This is a genomic window from Pseudomonas syringae group sp. 26L6 (genome assembly GCF_032587815.1).
Classification (GTDB): Bacteria; Pseudomonadota; Gammaproteobacteria; order Pseudomonadales; family Pseudomonadaceae; genus Aquipseudomonas; species Aquipseudomonas amygdali.
In genome coordinates, this window is the sequence record NZ_JAWHPJ010000018.1 from 1 (window position 1) to 16405 (window position 16405).

Genomic DNA, 16405 nt, shown 5'->3' on the forward strand with positions numbered 1-16405 from the left:
CCGGGCAGGGTTTTCCGGTGCTGGACCTGACCGACAACGAACTGGCCAAACTGCATATTCGCCACATGGTTGGCGGGCATGCCGAGCGGGTCAATGATGAAGTGGTGCTGCGCTTCGAGTTCCCGGAGCGACCGGGCGCGCTGTTCAACTTCCTCAACCGTCTGGGCGGCCGCTGGACCATCTCGATGTTCCACTACCGCAACCACGGCGCTGCTGACGGCCGGGTGGTTGCCGGGCTGGTGGTGCCGGAGGATGAGCGGCATCTGGTCGGTGCTGCTCTGGATGAGATCGGTTACCCGTATTGGGATGAAAGCGAGAACCCGGCGTACAGGCTGTTTCTGGGCTGACGTTGGGCGCAGAGCAGGCTTCTGCCCGCAGGGCGTGGGAGCGGACCGGGCGACGCTTCGCTTGTTCGCGAAGGCGGTGTTTCAGGCGACGCAACTTCGGCGGATGTACCGGGCCTTTTGCGAACAGGTTCGCTCCCACGGCCTTCGGCCAGAATCAAAGGCGGATTTGTGTATAACTCTGAGCGCTGGAGCGAAGGTCTGCGAAGCTGCCCTGAAACCGGTAACCTCGGTTGCGTCTGATGTACCGTGTGCACCGGTTTTGCTGCCGGTTCCCGGCAGTTCGCGGACAAGTCCGCTCCCACACAAGCGAAGCGTCGCCTGGTCCGCTCCATTCCGATCTAAAAGGAACACCGCGTCATGGAACCCATCACCGCCCTCAATACCCTGCACATCGTCGCTATTGCGCTGTTGTTGATCAGCGCGCTGGTGTTGGCCAGCGGGGTGGTCAAGGTGCGTCTTGAAGGCGACACGACCATTCAGAATCGCCTGCTCAAGCGGCCCTTGCTGTTTTTCTGGGTCCTTATGGCCGTGTGCCTGGCGACACTGCCATTCAGCGGCTGGTGGCTGGTGCATCTGAAAGGGTTGTCGCTGGGCCAGGCCTGGGTGCTGGGCAGCAGCGTGCTTTACACCCTGGGGCTGTGCAGTTGGGTGTGGCTGGTGGTCAGGCTCAACCGGTTGCGCCTCGGTGCCAAGGGCGGCAAGCGAGGCTTTACCTTGGCGCTGACCCTGATCAGCGTCGTGTGCTTTGTGGCGATGGCCGGTCTGATGGGCTTCAAACCGGCCTGAGCAGTGCCGACGTTCAGTTACGCAGGGTGATAACCGGCCAGCCGCGTCGCTCGGCTTCGGCACGCAATTTATCGTCCGGATCGACCGCAACCGGGTTGGCCACTTGCTCCAGCAGCGGCAGGTCGTTCATCGAGTCGCTGTAGAAATAGCTGTCCTCAAGGCTGAACGCGTTGTCTTCAAGCCAATGATTGAGGCGTGTCACCTTGCCCTCACGGAAGCACGGAACGCCCGTAGTACGGCCTGTGTAACGACCATCAACCATCTCGCATTCGGTTGCCAGCAGTGTATCGATGCCCAGCCGCGCCACAATCGGTGCGGTCACAAAGCGATTGGTAGCGGTAATGACCACCAGCTTGTCGCCTGCGTCGCGGTGTTTGGCGATCAATTCCAGCGCCTTGGGCAGCATGATCGGCTCGATGCAGTCACGCATGAAGTCGCGGTGCCATTCCTCCAGTTGCGCCATATCAGTGTTGCCCAGAATCTCCAGGGTAAAATTCAGGTAGTCGGTCATGTTCAGCGTACCGGCCATGTAATCCTGATAGAACTCATCGTTGCGGGTCTTGTAGGTTGCGGCATCGAGGATCCCGCGTCGGCACAGATAATCGCCCCAGGCATGGTCGCTGTCGCCGCCCAGAAGCGTGTTGTCGAGGTCGAATAAAGCCAGACGCATAGGGTTACTCGCTGAAATAGTTGAAAAAAGAGTCCCAGAATACGAGGTTTTCACAAGTCTTCACATAAGGTGATAAGCCTCGTTGCTGGTTTGATCGCCTTTGTGGAACAATGCGGCGACATGCGTTTGCGAGGTTGTTGCCGTGATCGACCCCGATGGTTTCCGTCCTAATGTCGGGATTATTCTGACAAACGATGCTGGTCAGGTCCTATGGGCTCGGCGTATTAACCAGGATGCCTGGCAGTTTCCTCAGGGTGGAATCAACCCGCAGGAGACGCCGGAAGACGCGCTTTATCGTGAATTGAATGAAGAAGTCGGGCTGGAACGACATGATGTGCAAATACTTGCCTGCACTCGGGGCTGGTTGCGCTATCGTCTGCCGCAACGTCTGGTCCGTACGCACAGCCAGCCGCTGTGTATCGGCCAGAAGCAAAAATGGTTTCTCCTGCGCCTGATCTCCAACGAGCAGCGGGTGCGGATGGATTTGACCGGTAAACCGGAGTTCGATGGCTGGCGCTGGGTCAGTTATTGGTACCCGTTAGGCCAGGTGGTGACATTCAAGCGCGAGGTGTATCGACGCGCACTCAAAGAGCTTGCCCCGCGCCTGTTATCGCGCGACTGACACGGAGTTCGACCCCGAGCCATGCTCAATACGCTGCGCAAGATCGTCCAGGAAGTTAACTCCGCCAAGGATCTCAAGGCGGCGTTGGGCATTATTGTGTTACGCGTCAAGGAGGCCATGGGCAGCCAGGTCTGCTCGGTCTATCTGCTCGATGCCGAGGTCAACCGCTTTGTGCTGATGGCCTCTGAAGGCCTCAACAAGCGCTCCATCGGCAAAGTCAGCATGGCGCCGAATGAAGGCCTGGTCGGTCTGGTCGGCACGCGTGAAGAACCGCTAAACCTCGAAAACGCCGCAGATCACCCTCGTTATCGCTATTTTGCCGAGACTGGTGAAGAGCGTTACGCCTCGTTCCTCGGCGCGCCGATTATCCACCACCGTCGCGTGGTGGGGGTGTTGGTGATCCAGCAAAAGGAGCGTCGTCAGTTCGACGAGGGCGAAGAAGCCTTCCTCGTGACCATGAGCGCGCAACTGGCGGGCGTTATCGCGCATGCCGAAGCCACCGGCTCGATCCGCGGTCTGGGTCGCCAGGGCAAGGGCATTCAGGAGGCCAAGTTCGTGGGTGTGGCCGGTTCGCCGGGCGCTGCTGTAGGTGTGGCAGTGGTCATGCTGCCGCCTGCCGATCTGGAGGTGGTGCCGGACAAGACCGTCACTGACATCGCCGCCGAGCTGGCGTTGTTCCAGAACGCGCTGGAAGGCGTGCGCAATGACATGCGCACCCTGTCAGCCAAGCTCGCCACCCAGCTGCGCCCCGAAGAGCGCGCGCTGTTCGATGTTTACCTGATGATGCTCGATGACGCCTCGCTGGGCAGCGAAGTGACCGATGTCATCAAGACCGGCCAGTGGGCGCAGGGTGCCTTGCGCTCGGTGGTCAGCGAGCACGTCAAACGTTTCGAACTGATGGACGATGCCTACTTGCGCGAGCGAGCCTCGGACGTCAAGGACCTGGGCCGTCGCCTGCTGGCCTACCTGCAGGAAGCGCGGCAGCAGGCGCTGGTCTACCCCGACAACACGATTCTGGTCAGTGAAGAATTGACCCCGGCCATGCTGGGCGAGGTGCCGGAAGGCAAGCTGGTGGGTCTTGTATCGGTCCAGGGGTCCGGCAACTCCCACGTTGCGATTTTGGCGCGGGCCATGGGCATTCCCACGGTCATGGGGCTGGTGGACTTCCCTTACTCCAAGGTCGACGGCATCGATCTGGTGGTCGACGGTTATCACGGCGAAGTCTTCACCAACCCCAGCGAAATCATGCGCAAGCAGTTCGGCAAGGTGGTCGAGGAGGAGCGCCAGCTTTCCCAAGGCCTGGATGCCCTGCGTGAACTGCCCTGTGTGACCCTGGACGGCCATCGCATGCCGCTGTGGGTCAATACCGGCCTGCTGGCTGATGTTGCTCGCGCCCAGCAGCGCGGTGCCGAAGGGGTGGGGCTGTACCGTACCGAAGTGCCATTCATGATCAACCAGCGATTCCCGAGTGAAAAGGAACAGCTGGCGATTTATCGTGAGCAACTGGCCGCCTTCCATCCGCTGCCGGTGACCATGCGCAGCCTGGATATCGGCGGCGACAAGTCGCTGTCCTACTTCCCGATCAAGGAAGACAACCCGTTTCTGGGCTGGCGCGGTATTCGCGTCACTCTCGATCACCCGGAAATCTTCCTGGTCCAGACCCGCGCCATGCTCAAGGCCAGCGAGGGCCTGAACAACCTGCGCATTCTGTTGCCGATGATCTCCAGCACCCACGAAGTGGAAGAAGCGCTGCACCTGATCCACCGGGCGTGGGGCGAGGTGCGCGACGAAGGCACCGACGTGCCGATGCCGCCTGTGGGCGTGATGATCGAAGTGCCTGCGGCGGTCTACCAGACCCGCGATCTGGCGCGTCAGGTCGACTTCCTCTCGGTAGGCTCCAACGACCTGACCCAATACCTGCTGGCGGTCGACCGCAACAACCCGCGTGTGGCCGATCTTTATGATTACCTGCACCCGGCCGTGCTCCAGGCCCTGCAAAGCGTGGTGCGTGATGCACATGCCGAGGGCAAGCCGGTCAGCATCTGCGGCGAGATGGCCGGCGACCCGGCTGCGGCTGTGCTGCTGATGGCGATGGGCTTTGACAGCTTGTCGATGAACGCCACCAACCTGCCGAAAGTGAAGTGGATGCTGCGTCAGATCAACCTCAGCAAAGCCAAGGAACTGCTTGCGCAGTTGATGACCAACGACAACCCGCAAGTCATCAGCAGCTCCCTGCAACTGGCGCTGAAAAACCTCGGCCTGTCGCGGATGATCAACCCGAGCTCGGTCAAAGGGCACTAATCGCCACGATAGTTACAGAACTATCGTTCCTCACGCTCCAGCGTAGGAATGCCGTGGGTGACGTTCCGCTTCATAAATCTGTGCCGCGCCGCCCGCTCAAGATCGGACGCAGAGCGTCCAGACTGCATGCGACGCAGAGCGCCGCACGATAGTCGAGATTATCGTTCCTCACGCTCCAGCGTAGGAATGCCGTGGGTGACGCTCCGCGTCATAAATCTGTGCCGCGCCGCCTGTTCAAGATCGGACGCAGAGCGTCCAGAACTGCATGCGACGCAGAGCGCCGCACGATAGTCGAGATTATCGTTCCTCACGCTCCAGCGTAGGAATGCCGTGGGTGACGCTCCGCGTCATAAATCTGTGCCGCGCCGCCTGTTCAAGATCGGACGCAGAGTGTCCAGAAAGGCGCTACCACGCGGAGCGTGGGAGCGATAACCCCGCTTCTTTACCGCCAGACACATCAGGTGCACCTTTTTTCACTTCGTTCAGCTGGCTTCCATCGGTAGCCGCTAGAGCATCCTGCCGGGCTCCGGTAACATGCGCGCCTGATTCAATCGCTCGCAAGGGCGTTCCAATTGAGGAGTCGCAATGCTGCCTTACCCGCAGATTGACCCGGTAGCCGTCGCTATCGGCCCGCTGCAAATTCACTGGTACGGGTTGATGTACCTGGTCGGCATCGGTGGCGCCTGGCTGCTCGCGTCGCGTCGTCTCAACAAATTCGACCCGACCTGGACCAAGGAAAAACTCTCCGACCTGATTTTCTGGCTGGCCATGGGCGTGATCGTCGGCGGGCGGCTGGGCTATGTGCTGTTCTACGACCTGTCTGCCTACATCGCCAATCCTCTACTGATATTCGAGGTCTGGAAGGGCGGCATGGCGTTCCATGGCGGCTTTGTCGGTGTGATGATCGCGGCCTGGTGGTTTGGCAAACGCAACGGCAAGAGCTTCTTCCAGTTGATGGACTTCGTCGCCCCGCTGGTGCCGATCGGCCTTGGGGCCGGGCGCATCGGCAACTTCATCAATGCCGAGCTGTGGGGCAAGCCGACCGACGTGCCGTGGGCGATGGTTTTCCCGCCGTTCAGCGACCCTGCGCAACTGGCGCGTCATCCTTCGCAGCTGTATCAGTTCGCATTGGAAGGCGTTGCACTGTTCATCATCCTCAATCTGTACGCTCGCAAGCCGCGCCCGACCATGGCCGTTTCCGGCATGTTCGCGCTGTTCTACGGCATCTTCCGCTTTGTGGTCGAGTTCGTCCGCGTCCCTGACGCCCAGTTGGGCTATCTGGCGTGGGGATGGGTGACCATGGGTCAGATCCTCAGTCTGCCGATGATCATTGCCGGCCTGTTCCTGATCTGGCTGGCCTACAAGCGCGACCCGGCTGCCAGCAAGGCAGCGGCTTAATACCGAAACGCCGGGTGTCAGCACCCGGCGCGTTCAACAAGGCAGGTGATTTATGAAGCAATATCTGGAACTGGTCGCACATGTGATCAAGCACGGGACCTTGCAAGCCAACCGTACCGGCGTGAACACCATCAGCTTTCCGGGTGCGATGCTGCGTTATGACTTGCAGGAAGGCTTTCCGGCCATCACCACACGGCGCATGGCGTTCAAATCGGCCATCGGCGAAATGGTCGGCTTCCTGCGTGGCGTGAACAACGCTGCCGAATTCCGCGAGCTGGGCTGCAAGGTCTGGGACCAGAACGCCAACGAAAACGCCCAGTGGCTGAACAACCCGTTCCGCAAGGGCGAGGATGACTTGGGCGAAATCTATGGCGTGCAGTGGCGCAAGTGGCCTGCCTACAAGCGTATCGATGCCGGCAATGTCGCAGCCATCGAACTGGCGCTTGGTCAGGGTTATCGCCAGATTGCCGAATCGGAAGAGGGCGGCCAGTCGTTCGTAGTGCTGTACAAGGCCATCGACCAGATTCGCCAATGCGTCGACACCATCATCAATGACCCAGGCAGCCGCCGCATCCTGTTCCACGGCTGGAACTGCGCACAGCTCGATGAAATGGCCCTGCCGCCGTGCCACCTGCTGTACCAGCTGCACCCGAACCCGCAGACCCGCGAAATCTCGCTGACGCTGTACATCCGTTCCAACGACCTGGGCCTCGGCACGCCGTTCAACCTGACCGAAGGCGCTGCACTGCTGAGCCTGATCGGTCGCCTGACTGGCTACACCCCACGCTGGTTCACCTACTTCATCGGCGACGCCCACGTGTACGAAAACCACCTGGACATGCTCAACGAACAGATGACCCGCGAGCCGTACCCGATGCCGAAACTGGTGATCTCCGACCGCGTGCCCGAGTTTGCCAAGACCGGCGTGTATCAGCCTGAGTGGCTGGAGCTGATCGAGCCTTCCGACTTCACACTGGAAGGCTACCAGCACCATCCGGCAATGACGGCGCCGATGGCGGTTTGAGCCCGTAAGAGAACGAATCTAGCGCTGTGCTATAGTTTCAGCGCACGCCCCCCTGACCTTGTTCAATGGAATCGACTATGTTTTTCAATCGGATTGGACATCGTAGTGATACGAAGAAGGCTGAAGACGCAGCCCTCATGCAGGCAATCAAGAGCATCGACACTCTTGTGGTAAGGGGGGGGCGCATGTCCATGGACGCCAAAGAAATCGAAGGCTTGGTTCGCTCTTCACGCGATAAGGCTAAAAAACTGGTCACTCCTCAAGCCGAATCCTGATAAATGGCTTTTTTACTTCTGCTGCCACTACTTGTCAGCGGCTTTTTGGTGTGCCTGAAGGATCCCACCGTTTACTGCAGGCTGCATCGCTATGAAGGCCAGATGCTTTACTTGCAGGTGGGGCGATACGGTATTTACTGCTTTGTAGCGGCCATGTGTGTCACTGCAGTCCTTGCAGGACTGTTCTCGCATGACTGGGGTGTGCTGTGCCCCAAATGGCTGCAAGCGGCAAACGCGGCCTTGCCAGTCTGTTTTGCCGTGAACACCGACTTCATGGGTGCCTTAGGTCAATTGGGACAGGACTTCGACATCACGGGCAGGAATTTTAGCCAAGTGGGTGTGTTCCTTGCCCTCTCAGGTTTACTGACCTTGGCGATGCCAAGTCTGGGGGCCTTTATTACTGTCAGGATTCTCAAGTGGCAACTGGGTGCCAGTAAAAAAGAAGAAATTGCGGCCTATCTGCTGGGCGAGTCTGTAGATCACAGCCCTATCTGCTCGACTCTTTTCGATGCATTCGTCGAAAAGGATGAAGTGATGATCACGATGGCAGATCGAAAGGTCTACGTCGGCTACATCATGGACGTCGGGGCCCCTACCGAAGTGACGGGTGTGAATCAGGAGATTCTGCTCATTCCCACCGTCAGTGGCTATCGGGATAAAGACACCCTTAAAGTGGTGTACACGACCGATTATCCAAGCGATACACCGCTCAGGCCTATTGGTTTTCGGCAGGAAAATATTGTCTCGATCAGCGTCTTCAGCGAGGAAGTACGCGAAGCTTTCAAGCGCGTTGATTCTGAGCGGGCGGGTGAAGAGGCTGCGAAAGAGAAAGCTGCCAAAGATCAGCTCGTAAAGGCGATCACTGAGCTTGTGGCGGTGGTGCAAGCTGCGCAGCGTTAAACGAGAGATGTCAAACCCAACTCAATGCCCATGACTCCTCCCCACATGTGAAGCCTCGCCCTCTGGCGCTGCCACAGCCCCGGTCACCTCCAGCCTCTCCAGTATCGCGCAGTGTTCTGCCGCGCCATCGCTGCAGCGGCGGCGCAGGTCGAGTAGTTGTTCCTGGAGCGCTTGCAGGCTCGCGACCCGGGCGTTGACGTGTTCGATGTGTTCGTCGATCAGCGCATTGACGCTTTCGCACTGGTCCTGCGGGCTGTCGCGCAGGCTGAGCAGGTTGCGGATTTCCTCCAGAGTCATGTCCAGGCTGCGGCAGTTGCGGATAAACGATAGGCGCTCCATGTGTGTCTGGGTGTACAGCCGGTAGTTGCCATCGCTGCGGGCAGGTGCGGGCAGCAGGCCTTCGCGCTCGTAATAGCGGATGGTTTCGACCTGTGTGTCAGTCAGTTTTGCCAGTTCGCCGATTTTCATTTGGACTCATCTCGTTTGAGTGCTTGACCCTATAGTGGCTACAGGGTGTTCACTTGGCAACAAGCAGAATCCTGGAGCGCAAAGAATGGGTACGACGATCAAGACTTCCCCCGCACATGACCACGACCACGATCATGACCACGGCGAGCATGCGCCTGAGCAAAAGCCCGTAGAACATGCTCATGCGTGCTGCTCCAGCGATGCACAACCTGCTGTGGTGACCTTTAACGATGCGCTGGCATCAGGTAGTCGCTTGAGCAGCTTTCGTATCGAAGCCATGGATTGCCCGACCGAGCAAACCCTGATCCAGAACAAGCTGGGCAAGCTTGCCGGGGTGCAGAAGCTTGAGTTCAACCTGATCAATCGCCTGCTGGGCGTCTGGCACGATCTGCCGTCTACCGACCCGATTCGTGACGCCATCAGTTCGCTGGGCATGCAGGCCGAGCCGGTCGAGGAGGGCGCAGCGTCTGACCAGCCGGCTCCGGCGGTGAAGAAACACTGGTGGCCGCTGGCATTGTCCGGCGTTACTGCGCTGGGTGCAGAAGTGGTCCATTTTGCTTCACTCGGCCCGACCTGGGTCGTTGCTCTGCTGGCGCTGGTGTCGATCTTCAGTTGTGGGCTGACGACTTACAAGAAGGGCTGGATCGCGCTCAAGAACTTCAACCTGAATATCAATGCTCTGATGAGTATTGCGGTGACCGGTGCAATTCTGATCGGGCAGTGGCCTGAAGCGGCAATGGTGATGTTTCTGTTTACTGTGGCCGAGTTAATCGAAGCCAAGTCCCTCGACCGTGCGCGCAACGCAATCAGCGGGCTGATGCAGTTGACGCCGGAACTGGCCACCGTTAAACAGGCGGACGGCAGTTGGCAGGAAATTGAAGCTAAAAACGTCGAAATTGGCGCTATTGTCCGCATCAAGCCAGGTGAGCGCGTAGGGCTCGACGGTGAGGTGGTGTCCGGTAATTCGACCATCGATCAAGCGTCGATCACAGGTGAAAGCCTGCCGGTCGAGAAGACTGTCGGCGACAAGGTCTTCGCAGGCACTATCAATCAGGCGGGCTCGCTGGAATATCGTGTGACCGCTGCGGCGAACAATTCGACGCTGGCGCGCATCATTCATGCGGTAGAAGCGGCTCAGGGTTCGCGTGCGCCGACCCAGCGCTTTGTCGACAGCTTCTCGCGCATCTATACGCCGGTGGTGTTCGTTGTCGCCTTGGGCGTGGCGCTGATTGCGCCGCTGTTTTTCGGCGGCGAATGGTTTGACTGGGTTTACCGCGCGCTGGTGTTGTTGGTAGTCGCTTGCCCCTGTGCGCTGGTGATTTCTACGCCGGTGACGATCGTCAGCGGTCTGGCGGCAGCGGCGCGCAAAGGCATCCTGATCAAGGGCGGCGTTTATCTGGAAATGGGCGAGAAGCTTGATTACCTGGCCCTCGACAAGACTGGCACGCTGACCCACGGCAAGCCCGTGCAGACCGACTACGTGCCGCTGGCCCCGACGGTCGCCGACACTGCGCCGGCCATTGCTGCGAGCCTTGCGGGTCGCTCCGATCACCCGGTTTCGCAAGCGATTGCCAAGGCGGCTGACAGCAGCCTGAGGCTGCATGAGGTCTCGGCGTTTGAAGCCTTGGGTGGAGGTGTGAAGGGCGCAATCAACGGCCAGATGTATCACCTGGGCAATCATCGCCTGGTTGAAGAGCTGGGTCTGTGTTCGCCAGAGCTGGAGGCGAAGCTCGATGTTCTGGAAATGCAGGGCAAGACCGTGGTGCTGTTGCTGGACACCTCCGGTCCGATCGCGCTGTTTGCGGTGGCTGACACTGTCAAGGAAACCAGCCGTGAAGCCATCGCTCAGTTGCATGAGTTGGGCATCAAAACGGTCATGCTGACTGGCGACAATCCGCACACCGCCAAGGCGATTGCCGATCAGGTCGGTATCGACGAAGCGCAAGGCAACTTGCTGCCTGCCGACAAGCGGAGTGCCATCGAGGCCCTTTATGCTCGCAACCACCGTGTAGGCATGGTGGGTGACGGCATCAATGATGCACCGGCGCTGGCTCGGGCCGAGATTGGTTTTGCGATGGCGGCAGCGGGTACTGATACTGCTATCGAGACGGCAGATGTCGCCCTGATGGACGATGATCTGCGCAAGATACCGACGTTCATTCGATTGTCCCGTCGGACCTCGGCAGTTCTCAAGCAGAACATTGTTCTGGCAATCGCGACCAAGGTGTTGTTTATCGGCATCACGTTTGCGGGCATGGCGACCATGTGGATGGCTGTGTTTGCCGACATGGGGGTGAGTTTGCTGGTGGTGTTCAACGGCTTGCGGTTGCTCAAGAAGTGATCAGCCGTGGGCTTTGAAGGGCGGACGCGGAGCGTCCAGAACGGCATTCCCACGCAGAGCATGGGAACGATAATCGTGGCCACCGGCTCCGATCACTGGCTATCGCTCCCACGCTCCGCGTGGTAGCGCTTTTCTGGACGCTCTGCGTCCGACGTTGTCAGCCAAACCGCTCCTGTCCCCAGGCAATGAAGGTTTCCAGCAGTGGCTTGAGCACGGCGCGGGTCGGCTCTGCCAAGTCCGGGCGGTAGTGGAAGGGCACGAACTCCTCCATGTAGGTGCTTTGCGCCAGTTCCAGCTGCACCGCATGGATGTTGTTGGCCGGGTCGCCATAGTGGCGGGTGATGTGGCCGCCCTTGAAGCGCCCGTTCAACACATGGCTGTAGTCTTTGGCCGCAGCGCAGACCTGCTCCATTCGGCTGGCCAGCTCCGGGTCGCAGCTCACACCATTGAAGGTGCCGAGGTTGAAGTCCGGCAGGCGACCGTCGAACAAATGCGGAATGTGCCCGCGAATCGAGTGGGCGTCGAACAGCAGCGCATAGCCGAACTCATCACGCATCCGCTGCAGCTCCTGCTCCAGCGTCTGGTGATAAGGCGTCCAGATCTGCTGCAGATACAGCGCCCGCTCTTCGGCACTCGGCGTCTGCCCATCTTTGAACAGCGGCACGCCATCGAACAGAATCGACGGGAACAGGCCGGTGGTCGCGCCAGCGTACATCGGTTTGTCGTCGGAGGGCCGATTAAGGTCGATGACAAAACGCGAGTATTCAGCGGCCAGGGTACTGGCACCCAATTCAGCAGCAAAGTCATACAGGCGCGGGATATGCCAGTCGGTGTCCGGCAGGCTCAGGGCTTCGTCCACCAGCGCGGCTTCGACCACCGGGGTCAGTTTCAGACCGGCATGCGGCATGCTGATCAGCAGCGGAACGCGGCCGCGTTTGAATGTCAGAACGTTATCCACAGGGCTCTCCTTCAGATCGATGATTCGACGCCGTGGCGCACGATGCGTTTATCCAGATCGCCGCCCAGCCAGTAGGCCAGATCAGCCGGTCGCTCAATGTCCCAAGCGACGAAATCCGCTACCTTGCCGACCTCCAGCGAGCCGTGGGTCGCGCTCATGCCCAGTGCCTTGGCGGCATTGAATGTCACACCCGCCAGTGCCTCTTCAGGTGTCATGCGAAACAGCGTGCAGGCCATGTTGAGCATCAGACGCAACGACAGCCCTGGCGAGGTGCCGGGGTTCAGGTCGGTGGAAATCGCAATCGGCACGCCGTGCTTGCGCAGCGCTTCCATCGGCGGCAGCTGTGTTTCACGGAGGAAGTAAAACGCCCCCGGCAGCAGCACTGCGACGGTCCCGGCAGCGGCCATGGCGACGGCATCGTCTTCGGTCATGAACTCCAGATGATCCGCCGACAGCGCCTTGTAACGTGCCGCGAGGCTTGACCCGCCAAGCGAAGAAAGCTGCTCGGCATGCAGTTTGACCGGCAGTGCCAGTTGCCCTGCGCTGATGAACACCTGCTCGACCTGCGCAGGTGAAAACGCCAGGTACTCGCAGAACGCGTCCACGGCATCCACCAGCCCTTCGGCAGCCAGTGCCGGCAGCATGTCGTTGCAGATGTGATTGATATAGTCGTCGGCGCGATCCGCGTATTCCGGTGGCAGGGCGTGGGCGGCCAGACAGGTGGCGCGTACAGTGACCGGTTGAGTATTGCCCAGGCGGCGGATCACCCGCAGGATTTTGCGCTCGTTTTCCAGGTCCAGCCCATAACCTGACTTCATCTCGACGGTAGTCACGCCTTCCTTGAGCAAGTGTCGCAAGCGTCGCTCGGCACTGGCGTACAGCTCATCTTCACTGGCCGCACGAGTCGCGCGCACCGTGCTGGCGATACCGCCGCCTGCTGCGGCAATCTCGGCGTAGCTCACACCCTGGAGACGCTGTTCGAACTCACCGCTGCGGTTGCCGCCAAACACTGTGTGCGTGTGGCAGTCGATCAGGCCGGGCGTCACCCATGCGCCGCCCAGATCGATGCAGTTGTCATGTTCCGGCTCGGCCAGCTCGGTTTCAGGCCCGATCCACTCGATGAGCGCTCCGGAGGTCACGATGGCGGCATTCTCGATGATCGAGTATTTACCGTGCGCCATGCTTGCGATGTGACAGTGTTTCCAGAGCGTTTTCATTTCGGGCCTCTTTGGTCAATGGGGATTGTTGAGCGCCTTTGGCTTGACCCACAACCCGTAGGCGATGAGCAGCAGCACAATCCAGATTGCGCCGACGATCAAGGCTGCACGGTTGTCCGGGAAATAGCCCAGCACTCCGAAGATGAACAGCATGAAGACGATGGCGGCGGCCGGACCGTAAGGCCAGAACGGCACCGCGAATTTCAGTTGTGCGGCCTCGTCGCGGTTCATCGAACGGCGCATGGCAACCTGGGTGAGCAGAATCATCAGCCAGACCCAGACCGTGGCAAACGTTGCCAGCGAGGCGATCAGCAGGAACACGTCCTTGGGGATCAGGTAGTTGAGCAGCACGCCGCCCAGCAACGCGATGCCCATGACCAGCACGGTCATCCACGGCACACCATGCCGTGACAGACGCGCAAAACTGGCGGGTGCCTGACCGTCACGGGCCAATCCGTACATCATGCGCCCGGCGCCGAAGATGTCGCTGTTGATGGCCGACACCGCAGCAGAGATGACCACGATATTGAGGATAGTCGCCGCCGACGCGATGCCCAGATTGTCGAAAATCTGCACGAACGGGCTGCCTTGGGTGCCGATCTGCGGCCACGGGTAAATGCACATCAGCACAAACAGTGTCAGCAAATAGAACAGCAGAATGCGCAACGGTACGGCGTTGATCGCCTGTGGCAGGCTGCGTTGCGGGTCCTTTGCCTCACCGGCCGTGATGCCGATGATTTCAATGCCGCCGAAGGCAAACATCACCACCGCGAACGAGGCGATCAGACCGGTGACGCCGTTGGGCATGAAGCCGCCATGTGCCCACAGGTTGCTGATGCCGATTTCGGTGCCGCTGGTCGAGCTGCCGATACCGAAGATCATGATGCCGAAGCCTGCGACGATCATCGCCACGATGGCGCTGACCTTGAGGATCGACAGCCAGAACTCGGTTTCACCAAAGACTTTCACGTTGCACAGGTTGAGCGCGCCGATCAGAAAGACGATGCCCAGCACCCAGATCCAGCGGGGTACTTCCGGAAACCAGAAGCCCATGTAGATGCCGAATGCGGTCACGTCGGCGAGGCAGACAATGATCATTTCGAATGCGTAGGTCCAGCCCAGTACGAAACCGGCCAGCGGGCCCATGTAGCGCGTGGCGTAATGGCTGAAGGAGCCGGAAACCGGGTCGTGAACGGCCATTTCGCCCAGTGCGCGCATCACCATGTACACCGCCGCGCCGCCGATCAGGTACGCCAGCAATACGGCCGGACCGGCCTGTTGAATCGCCGAGGCCGAGCCGTAGAACAACCCTGTGCCGATGGCAGAGCCCAGGGCCATGAAGCGGATATGGCGGGCGGATAACCCGCGTTTCAAACCATCTTGTGACGTCATTTCAGGTCCATTTCATTACATACAGGTATGGCAAAAGCCGCGAAAACGCCTGCAATCGGCTTCCCGCAGCAATGACCAAAGCGAGCCCTGCCAGGCTCGCGGTACATCACAAACTCGGTAGCAGACGTGCAGGAACCAGCGGGTTCAGGCAAGTGGAGGACAACAGCTGACTGGCAGCTTCGATGTCCGGTGCAAAAAAACGGTCCTTTTCATAGAACGGGACCTTGCTGCGCAACAGGCTGCGGGCTTGCTCCAGTTTCGGAGAGGTTTTCAGACCCTCACGCAAGTCCAGACCCTGGCAGGCAGCCAACCATTCTACGGCAAGAATCCCGCGAACGTTTTCTGCCATTTCCCATAACCGCTTGCCAGCGGCCGGGGCCATCGACACATGGTCTTCCTGATTGGCGGATGTCGGCAGGCTGTCGACGCTGTGCGGATGAGCCAGCGCCTTGTTTTCACTGGCCAGCGCGGCGGCCGTGACCTGCGCGATCATGAACCCGGAATTGACGCCGCCGTTGGCGACCAGGAAGGGCGGCAGTTGCGACATGTGCTTGTCCATCATCAGCGAAATACGCCGTTCGCTGAGCGAGCCGATCTCGGCAATGGCCAGTGCCAGATTGTCTGCGGCCATGGCGACCGGCTCGGCGTGAAAATTGCCACCGGATATGACGTCGTTCTCGGCGGCGAACACCAGCGGGTTGTCGGACACCGCATTGGCTTCGATTTCCAGCACTTTGGCGGCTTGGCGCAACTGGGTCAGGCATGCTCCCATGACCTGCGGCTGGCAGCGCAGCGAGTAGGGGTCCTGAACCTTGTCGCAGTTGCGGTGCGACTCGGACACGCCACTGCTTTCGCCTAGCAAGTCGCGGTAGCAGGCAGCGGCATCGATCTGCCCGCGCTGACCGCGTGCTGCATGAATACGTGCATCGAAGGGTGAGCGCGAACCGAGCACGGCTTCGACGGTCAGCGAGCCACAGGTCAACGCCGCAGCGAACAGGTCTTCGCCCTCGAACAAGCCGCGCAGTGCATACGCGGTGGACACTTGCGTACCGTTGAGCAGCGCCAGTCCTTCCTTGGCGGCAAGGGTGAGCGGTTGTAGTCCCGCGACAGCCAATGCATCGACAGCATTCAGCCATTCGCCCTTGTAACGCGCCTTGCCTTCGCCCAACAGCACCAGCGACATGTGCGCCAGTGGAGCCAGGTCACCCGAAGCGCCGACCGAACCCTTGAGCGGAATATGCGGATAGACCTCGGCATTGATCAACGCGATCAACGCATCGATCACCACCCGACGAATACCCGAGAAGCCACGGCTCAGGCTGTTGACCTTGAGCACCATGATCAAGCGCACCAGATCATCGCTGATCGGCTGACCAACACCGGCCGCATGCGACAGCACCAGCGAACGCTGCAGATTTTCCAGGTCTTCGCTGGCAATCCGCGTCGAGGCGAGTAGGCCAAAGCCGGTGTTGATCCCGTAGGCGGTGCGGTTCTCGGCCAGAATGCGTTCGACACAGGCGACGCTGTCGTCGATCTGCTGGTCTGCGCTGCTGTCCAGCGTCAGGCTGACCGGCTGCTGATGAATGGCGCGCAATTGCGCCAGGGTCAGTTGGCCGGGGATCAGGTTCAGCGTCTTGGCAGATAAGGTGGTCACGATGCAGCTACTCCTTGATTGATGCAGCAACGGCGTGTGGCCGTCCGCCGCT

The 16405-nt window shown here is 59.9% G+C and carries 14 protein-coding genes and 1 pseudogene; 9 read left to right on the top strand and 6 right to left on the bottom strand.

From position 1 onward, the window contains the following. Together RYA97_RS07675 and RYA97_RS07680 are read left to right on the top strand one after the other, a co-directional pair. Nucleotides 1-347 (top strand): annotated as a pseudogene (locus RYA97_RS07675) (threonine dehydratase); the annotation flags it as partial. Between the two features lie 357 nt (nucleotides 348-704). Then, on the top strand, nucleotides 705-1133 hold the full coding sequence (locus RYA97_RS07680) for a DUF2269 family protein (RefSeq protein WP_005781562.1): 429 nt from the start codon (nucleotides 705-707) through the stop codon (nucleotides 1131-1133). Nucleotides 1134-1146: 13 nt separating this feature from the next. Here the strand turns inward: RYA97_RS07680 and RYA97_RS07685 are convergent, their stop codons facing one another. Continuing rightward, on the bottom strand, nucleotides 1147-1803 hold the full coding sequence (locus RYA97_RS07685) for an HAD family hydrolase (protein ID WP_005781560.1): 657 nt from the start codon (nucleotides 1801-1803) through the stop codon (nucleotides 1147-1149). 142 nt (nucleotides 1804-1945) lie between these two features. On the opposite strand from RYA97_RS07685, the gene RYA97_RS07690 reads away from it, so the two are divergent. From RYA97_RS07690 to RYA97_RS07715, 6 genes are all read left to right on the top strand, one after another. Then, entirely contained in the window at nucleotides 1946-2425 is a 480-nt protein-coding gene (locus RYA97_RS07690) for an RNA pyrophosphohydrolase (protein WP_002555745.1), read from the top strand. A gap of 21 nt (nucleotides 2426-2446) precedes the next feature. Then, nucleotides 2447-4726 carry a phosphoenolpyruvate--protein phosphotransferase gene (gene ptsP, locus RYA97_RS07695; RefSeq protein WP_002555744.1) on the top strand — a complete coding sequence of 760 codons (2280 nt, stop codon included), beginning with the start codon at nucleotides 2447-2449 and terminating at the stop codon, nucleotides 4724-4726. A 585-nt stretch (nucleotides 4727-5311) separates the two neighbouring features. Further along, nucleotides 5312-6124, top strand: a complete 813-nt coding sequence (gene lgt, locus RYA97_RS07700) for a prolipoprotein diacylglyceryl transferase (RefSeq protein WP_004655000.1) — start codon at nucleotides 5312-5314, stop codon at nucleotides 6122-6124. A gap of 52 nt (nucleotides 6125-6176) precedes the next feature. Continuing rightward, nucleotides 6177-7148, top strand: a complete 972-nt coding sequence (locus RYA97_RS07705; RefSeq protein ID WP_005745077.1) for a thymidylate synthase — start codon at nucleotides 6177-6179, stop codon at nucleotides 7146-7148. Between the two features lie 77 nt (nucleotides 7149-7225). Beyond that, nucleotides 7226-7423, top strand: coding sequence for a hypothetical protein (locus RYA97_RS07710; RefSeq protein WP_003343866.1), 198 nt, complete (start codon nucleotides 7226-7228; stop codon nucleotides 7421-7423). A 3-nt stretch (nucleotides 7424-7426) separates the two neighbouring features. Beyond that, nucleotides 7427-8323, top strand: a complete 897-nt coding sequence (locus RYA97_RS07715) for a hypothetical protein (protein WP_005733859.1) — start codon at nucleotides 7427-7429, stop codon at nucleotides 8321-8323. A 21-nt stretch (nucleotides 8324-8344) separates the two neighbouring features. Here RYA97_RS07715 and cadR read toward each other — a convergent pair whose 3' ends face one another. Next, complete coding sequence (gene cadR / locus RYA97_RS07720) at nucleotides 8345-8791, bottom strand: Cd(II)/Pb(II)-responsive transcriptional regulator (protein ID WP_005758944.1); 447 nt, start codon at nucleotides 8789-8791, stop codon at nucleotides 8345-8347. Nucleotides 8792-8876: 85 nt separating this feature from the next. Here cadR and RYA97_RS07725 point away from each other — a divergent pair, with 85 nt between their 5' ends. Then, nucleotides 8877-11132 (top strand): heavy metal translocating P-type ATPase, encoded by a 2256-nt coding sequence (locus tag RYA97_RS07725; RefSeq protein WP_316892053.1) that lies wholly within the window; start codon nucleotides 8877-8879, stop codon nucleotides 11130-11132. Between the two features lie 157 nt (nucleotides 11133-11289). Here the strand turns inward: RYA97_RS07725 and hutG are convergent, their stop codons facing one another. The 4 genes from hutG to hutH all read right to left on the bottom strand — a co-directional run bounded on the left by hutG (nucleotide 11290) and on the right by hutH (nucleotide 16353). Beyond that, nucleotides 11290-12090, bottom strand: a complete 801-nt coding sequence (gene hutG / locus RYA97_RS07730) for an N-formylglutamate deformylase (RefSeq protein WP_004654988.1) — start codon at nucleotides 12088-12090, stop codon at nucleotides 11290-11292. 11 nt (nucleotides 12091-12101) lie between these two features. Beyond that, nucleotides 12102-13307, bottom strand: coding sequence for an imidazolonepropionase (gene hutI, locus RYA97_RS07735; RefSeq protein WP_117140585.1), 1206 nt, complete (start codon nucleotides 13305-13307; stop codon nucleotides 12102-12104). A gap of 15 nt (nucleotides 13308-13322) precedes the next feature. Then, entirely contained in the window at nucleotides 13323-14699 is a 1377-nt protein-coding gene (locus RYA97_RS07740) for an amino acid permease (RefSeq protein ID WP_117140586.1), read from the bottom strand. 106 nt (nucleotides 14700-14805) lie between these two features. Continuing rightward, nucleotides 14806-16353 carry a histidine ammonia-lyase gene (hutH, locus tag RYA97_RS07745; RefSeq protein ID WP_117140587.1) on the bottom strand — a complete coding sequence of 516 codons (1548 nt, stop codon included), beginning with the start codon at nucleotides 16351-16353 and terminating at the stop codon, nucleotides 14806-14808. Nucleotides 16354-16405 lie beyond the last annotated feature (52 nt).

Excerpts from the sequence above, each read along its gene's own strand:
- ptsP (WP_002555744.1), top strand. The coding sequence starts at position 2,447 with ATGCTCAATACGCTGCGCAAGATCGTCCAGGAAGTTAACTCCGCCAAG.
- cadR (WP_005758944.1), bottom strand. The coding sequence starts at position 8,791 with ATGAAAATCGGCGAACTGGCAAAACTGACTGACACACAGGTCGAAACC.
- RYA97_RS07710 (WP_003343866.1), top strand. The coding sequence starts at position 7,226 with ATGTTTTTCAATCGGATTGGACATCGTAGTGATACGAAGAAGGCTGAA.
- RYA97_RS07740 (WP_117140586.1), bottom strand. The coding sequence starts at position 14,699 with ATGACGTCACAAGATGGTTTGAAACGCGGGTTATCCGCCCGCCATATC.
- RYA97_RS07705 (WP_005745077.1), top strand. The coding sequence starts at position 6,177 with ATGAAGCAATATCTGGAACTGGTCGCACATGTGATCAAGCACGGGACC.
- lgt (WP_004655000.1), top strand. The coding sequence starts at position 5,312 with ATGCTGCCTTACCCGCAGATTGACCCGGTAGCCGTCGCTATCGGCCCG.
- RYA97_RS07685 (WP_005781560.1), bottom strand. The coding sequence starts at position 1,803 with ATGCGTCTGGCTTTATTCGACCTCGACAACACGCTTCTGGGCGGCGAC.
- RYA97_RS07680 (WP_005781562.1), top strand. The coding sequence starts at position 705 with ATGGAACCCATCACCGCCCTCAATACCCTGCACATCGTCGCTATTGCG.
- RYA97_RS07725 (WP_316892053.1), top strand. The coding sequence starts at position 8,877 with ATGGGTACGACGATCAAGACTTCCCCCGCACATGACCACGACCACGAT.
- hutI (WP_117140585.1), bottom strand. The coding sequence starts at position 13,307 with ATGAAAACGCTCTGGAAACACTGTCACATCGCAAGCATGGCGCACGGT.
- RYA97_RS07715 (WP_005733859.1), top strand. The coding sequence starts at position 7,427 with ATGGCTTTTTTACTTCTGCTGCCACTACTTGTCAGCGGCTTTTTGGTG.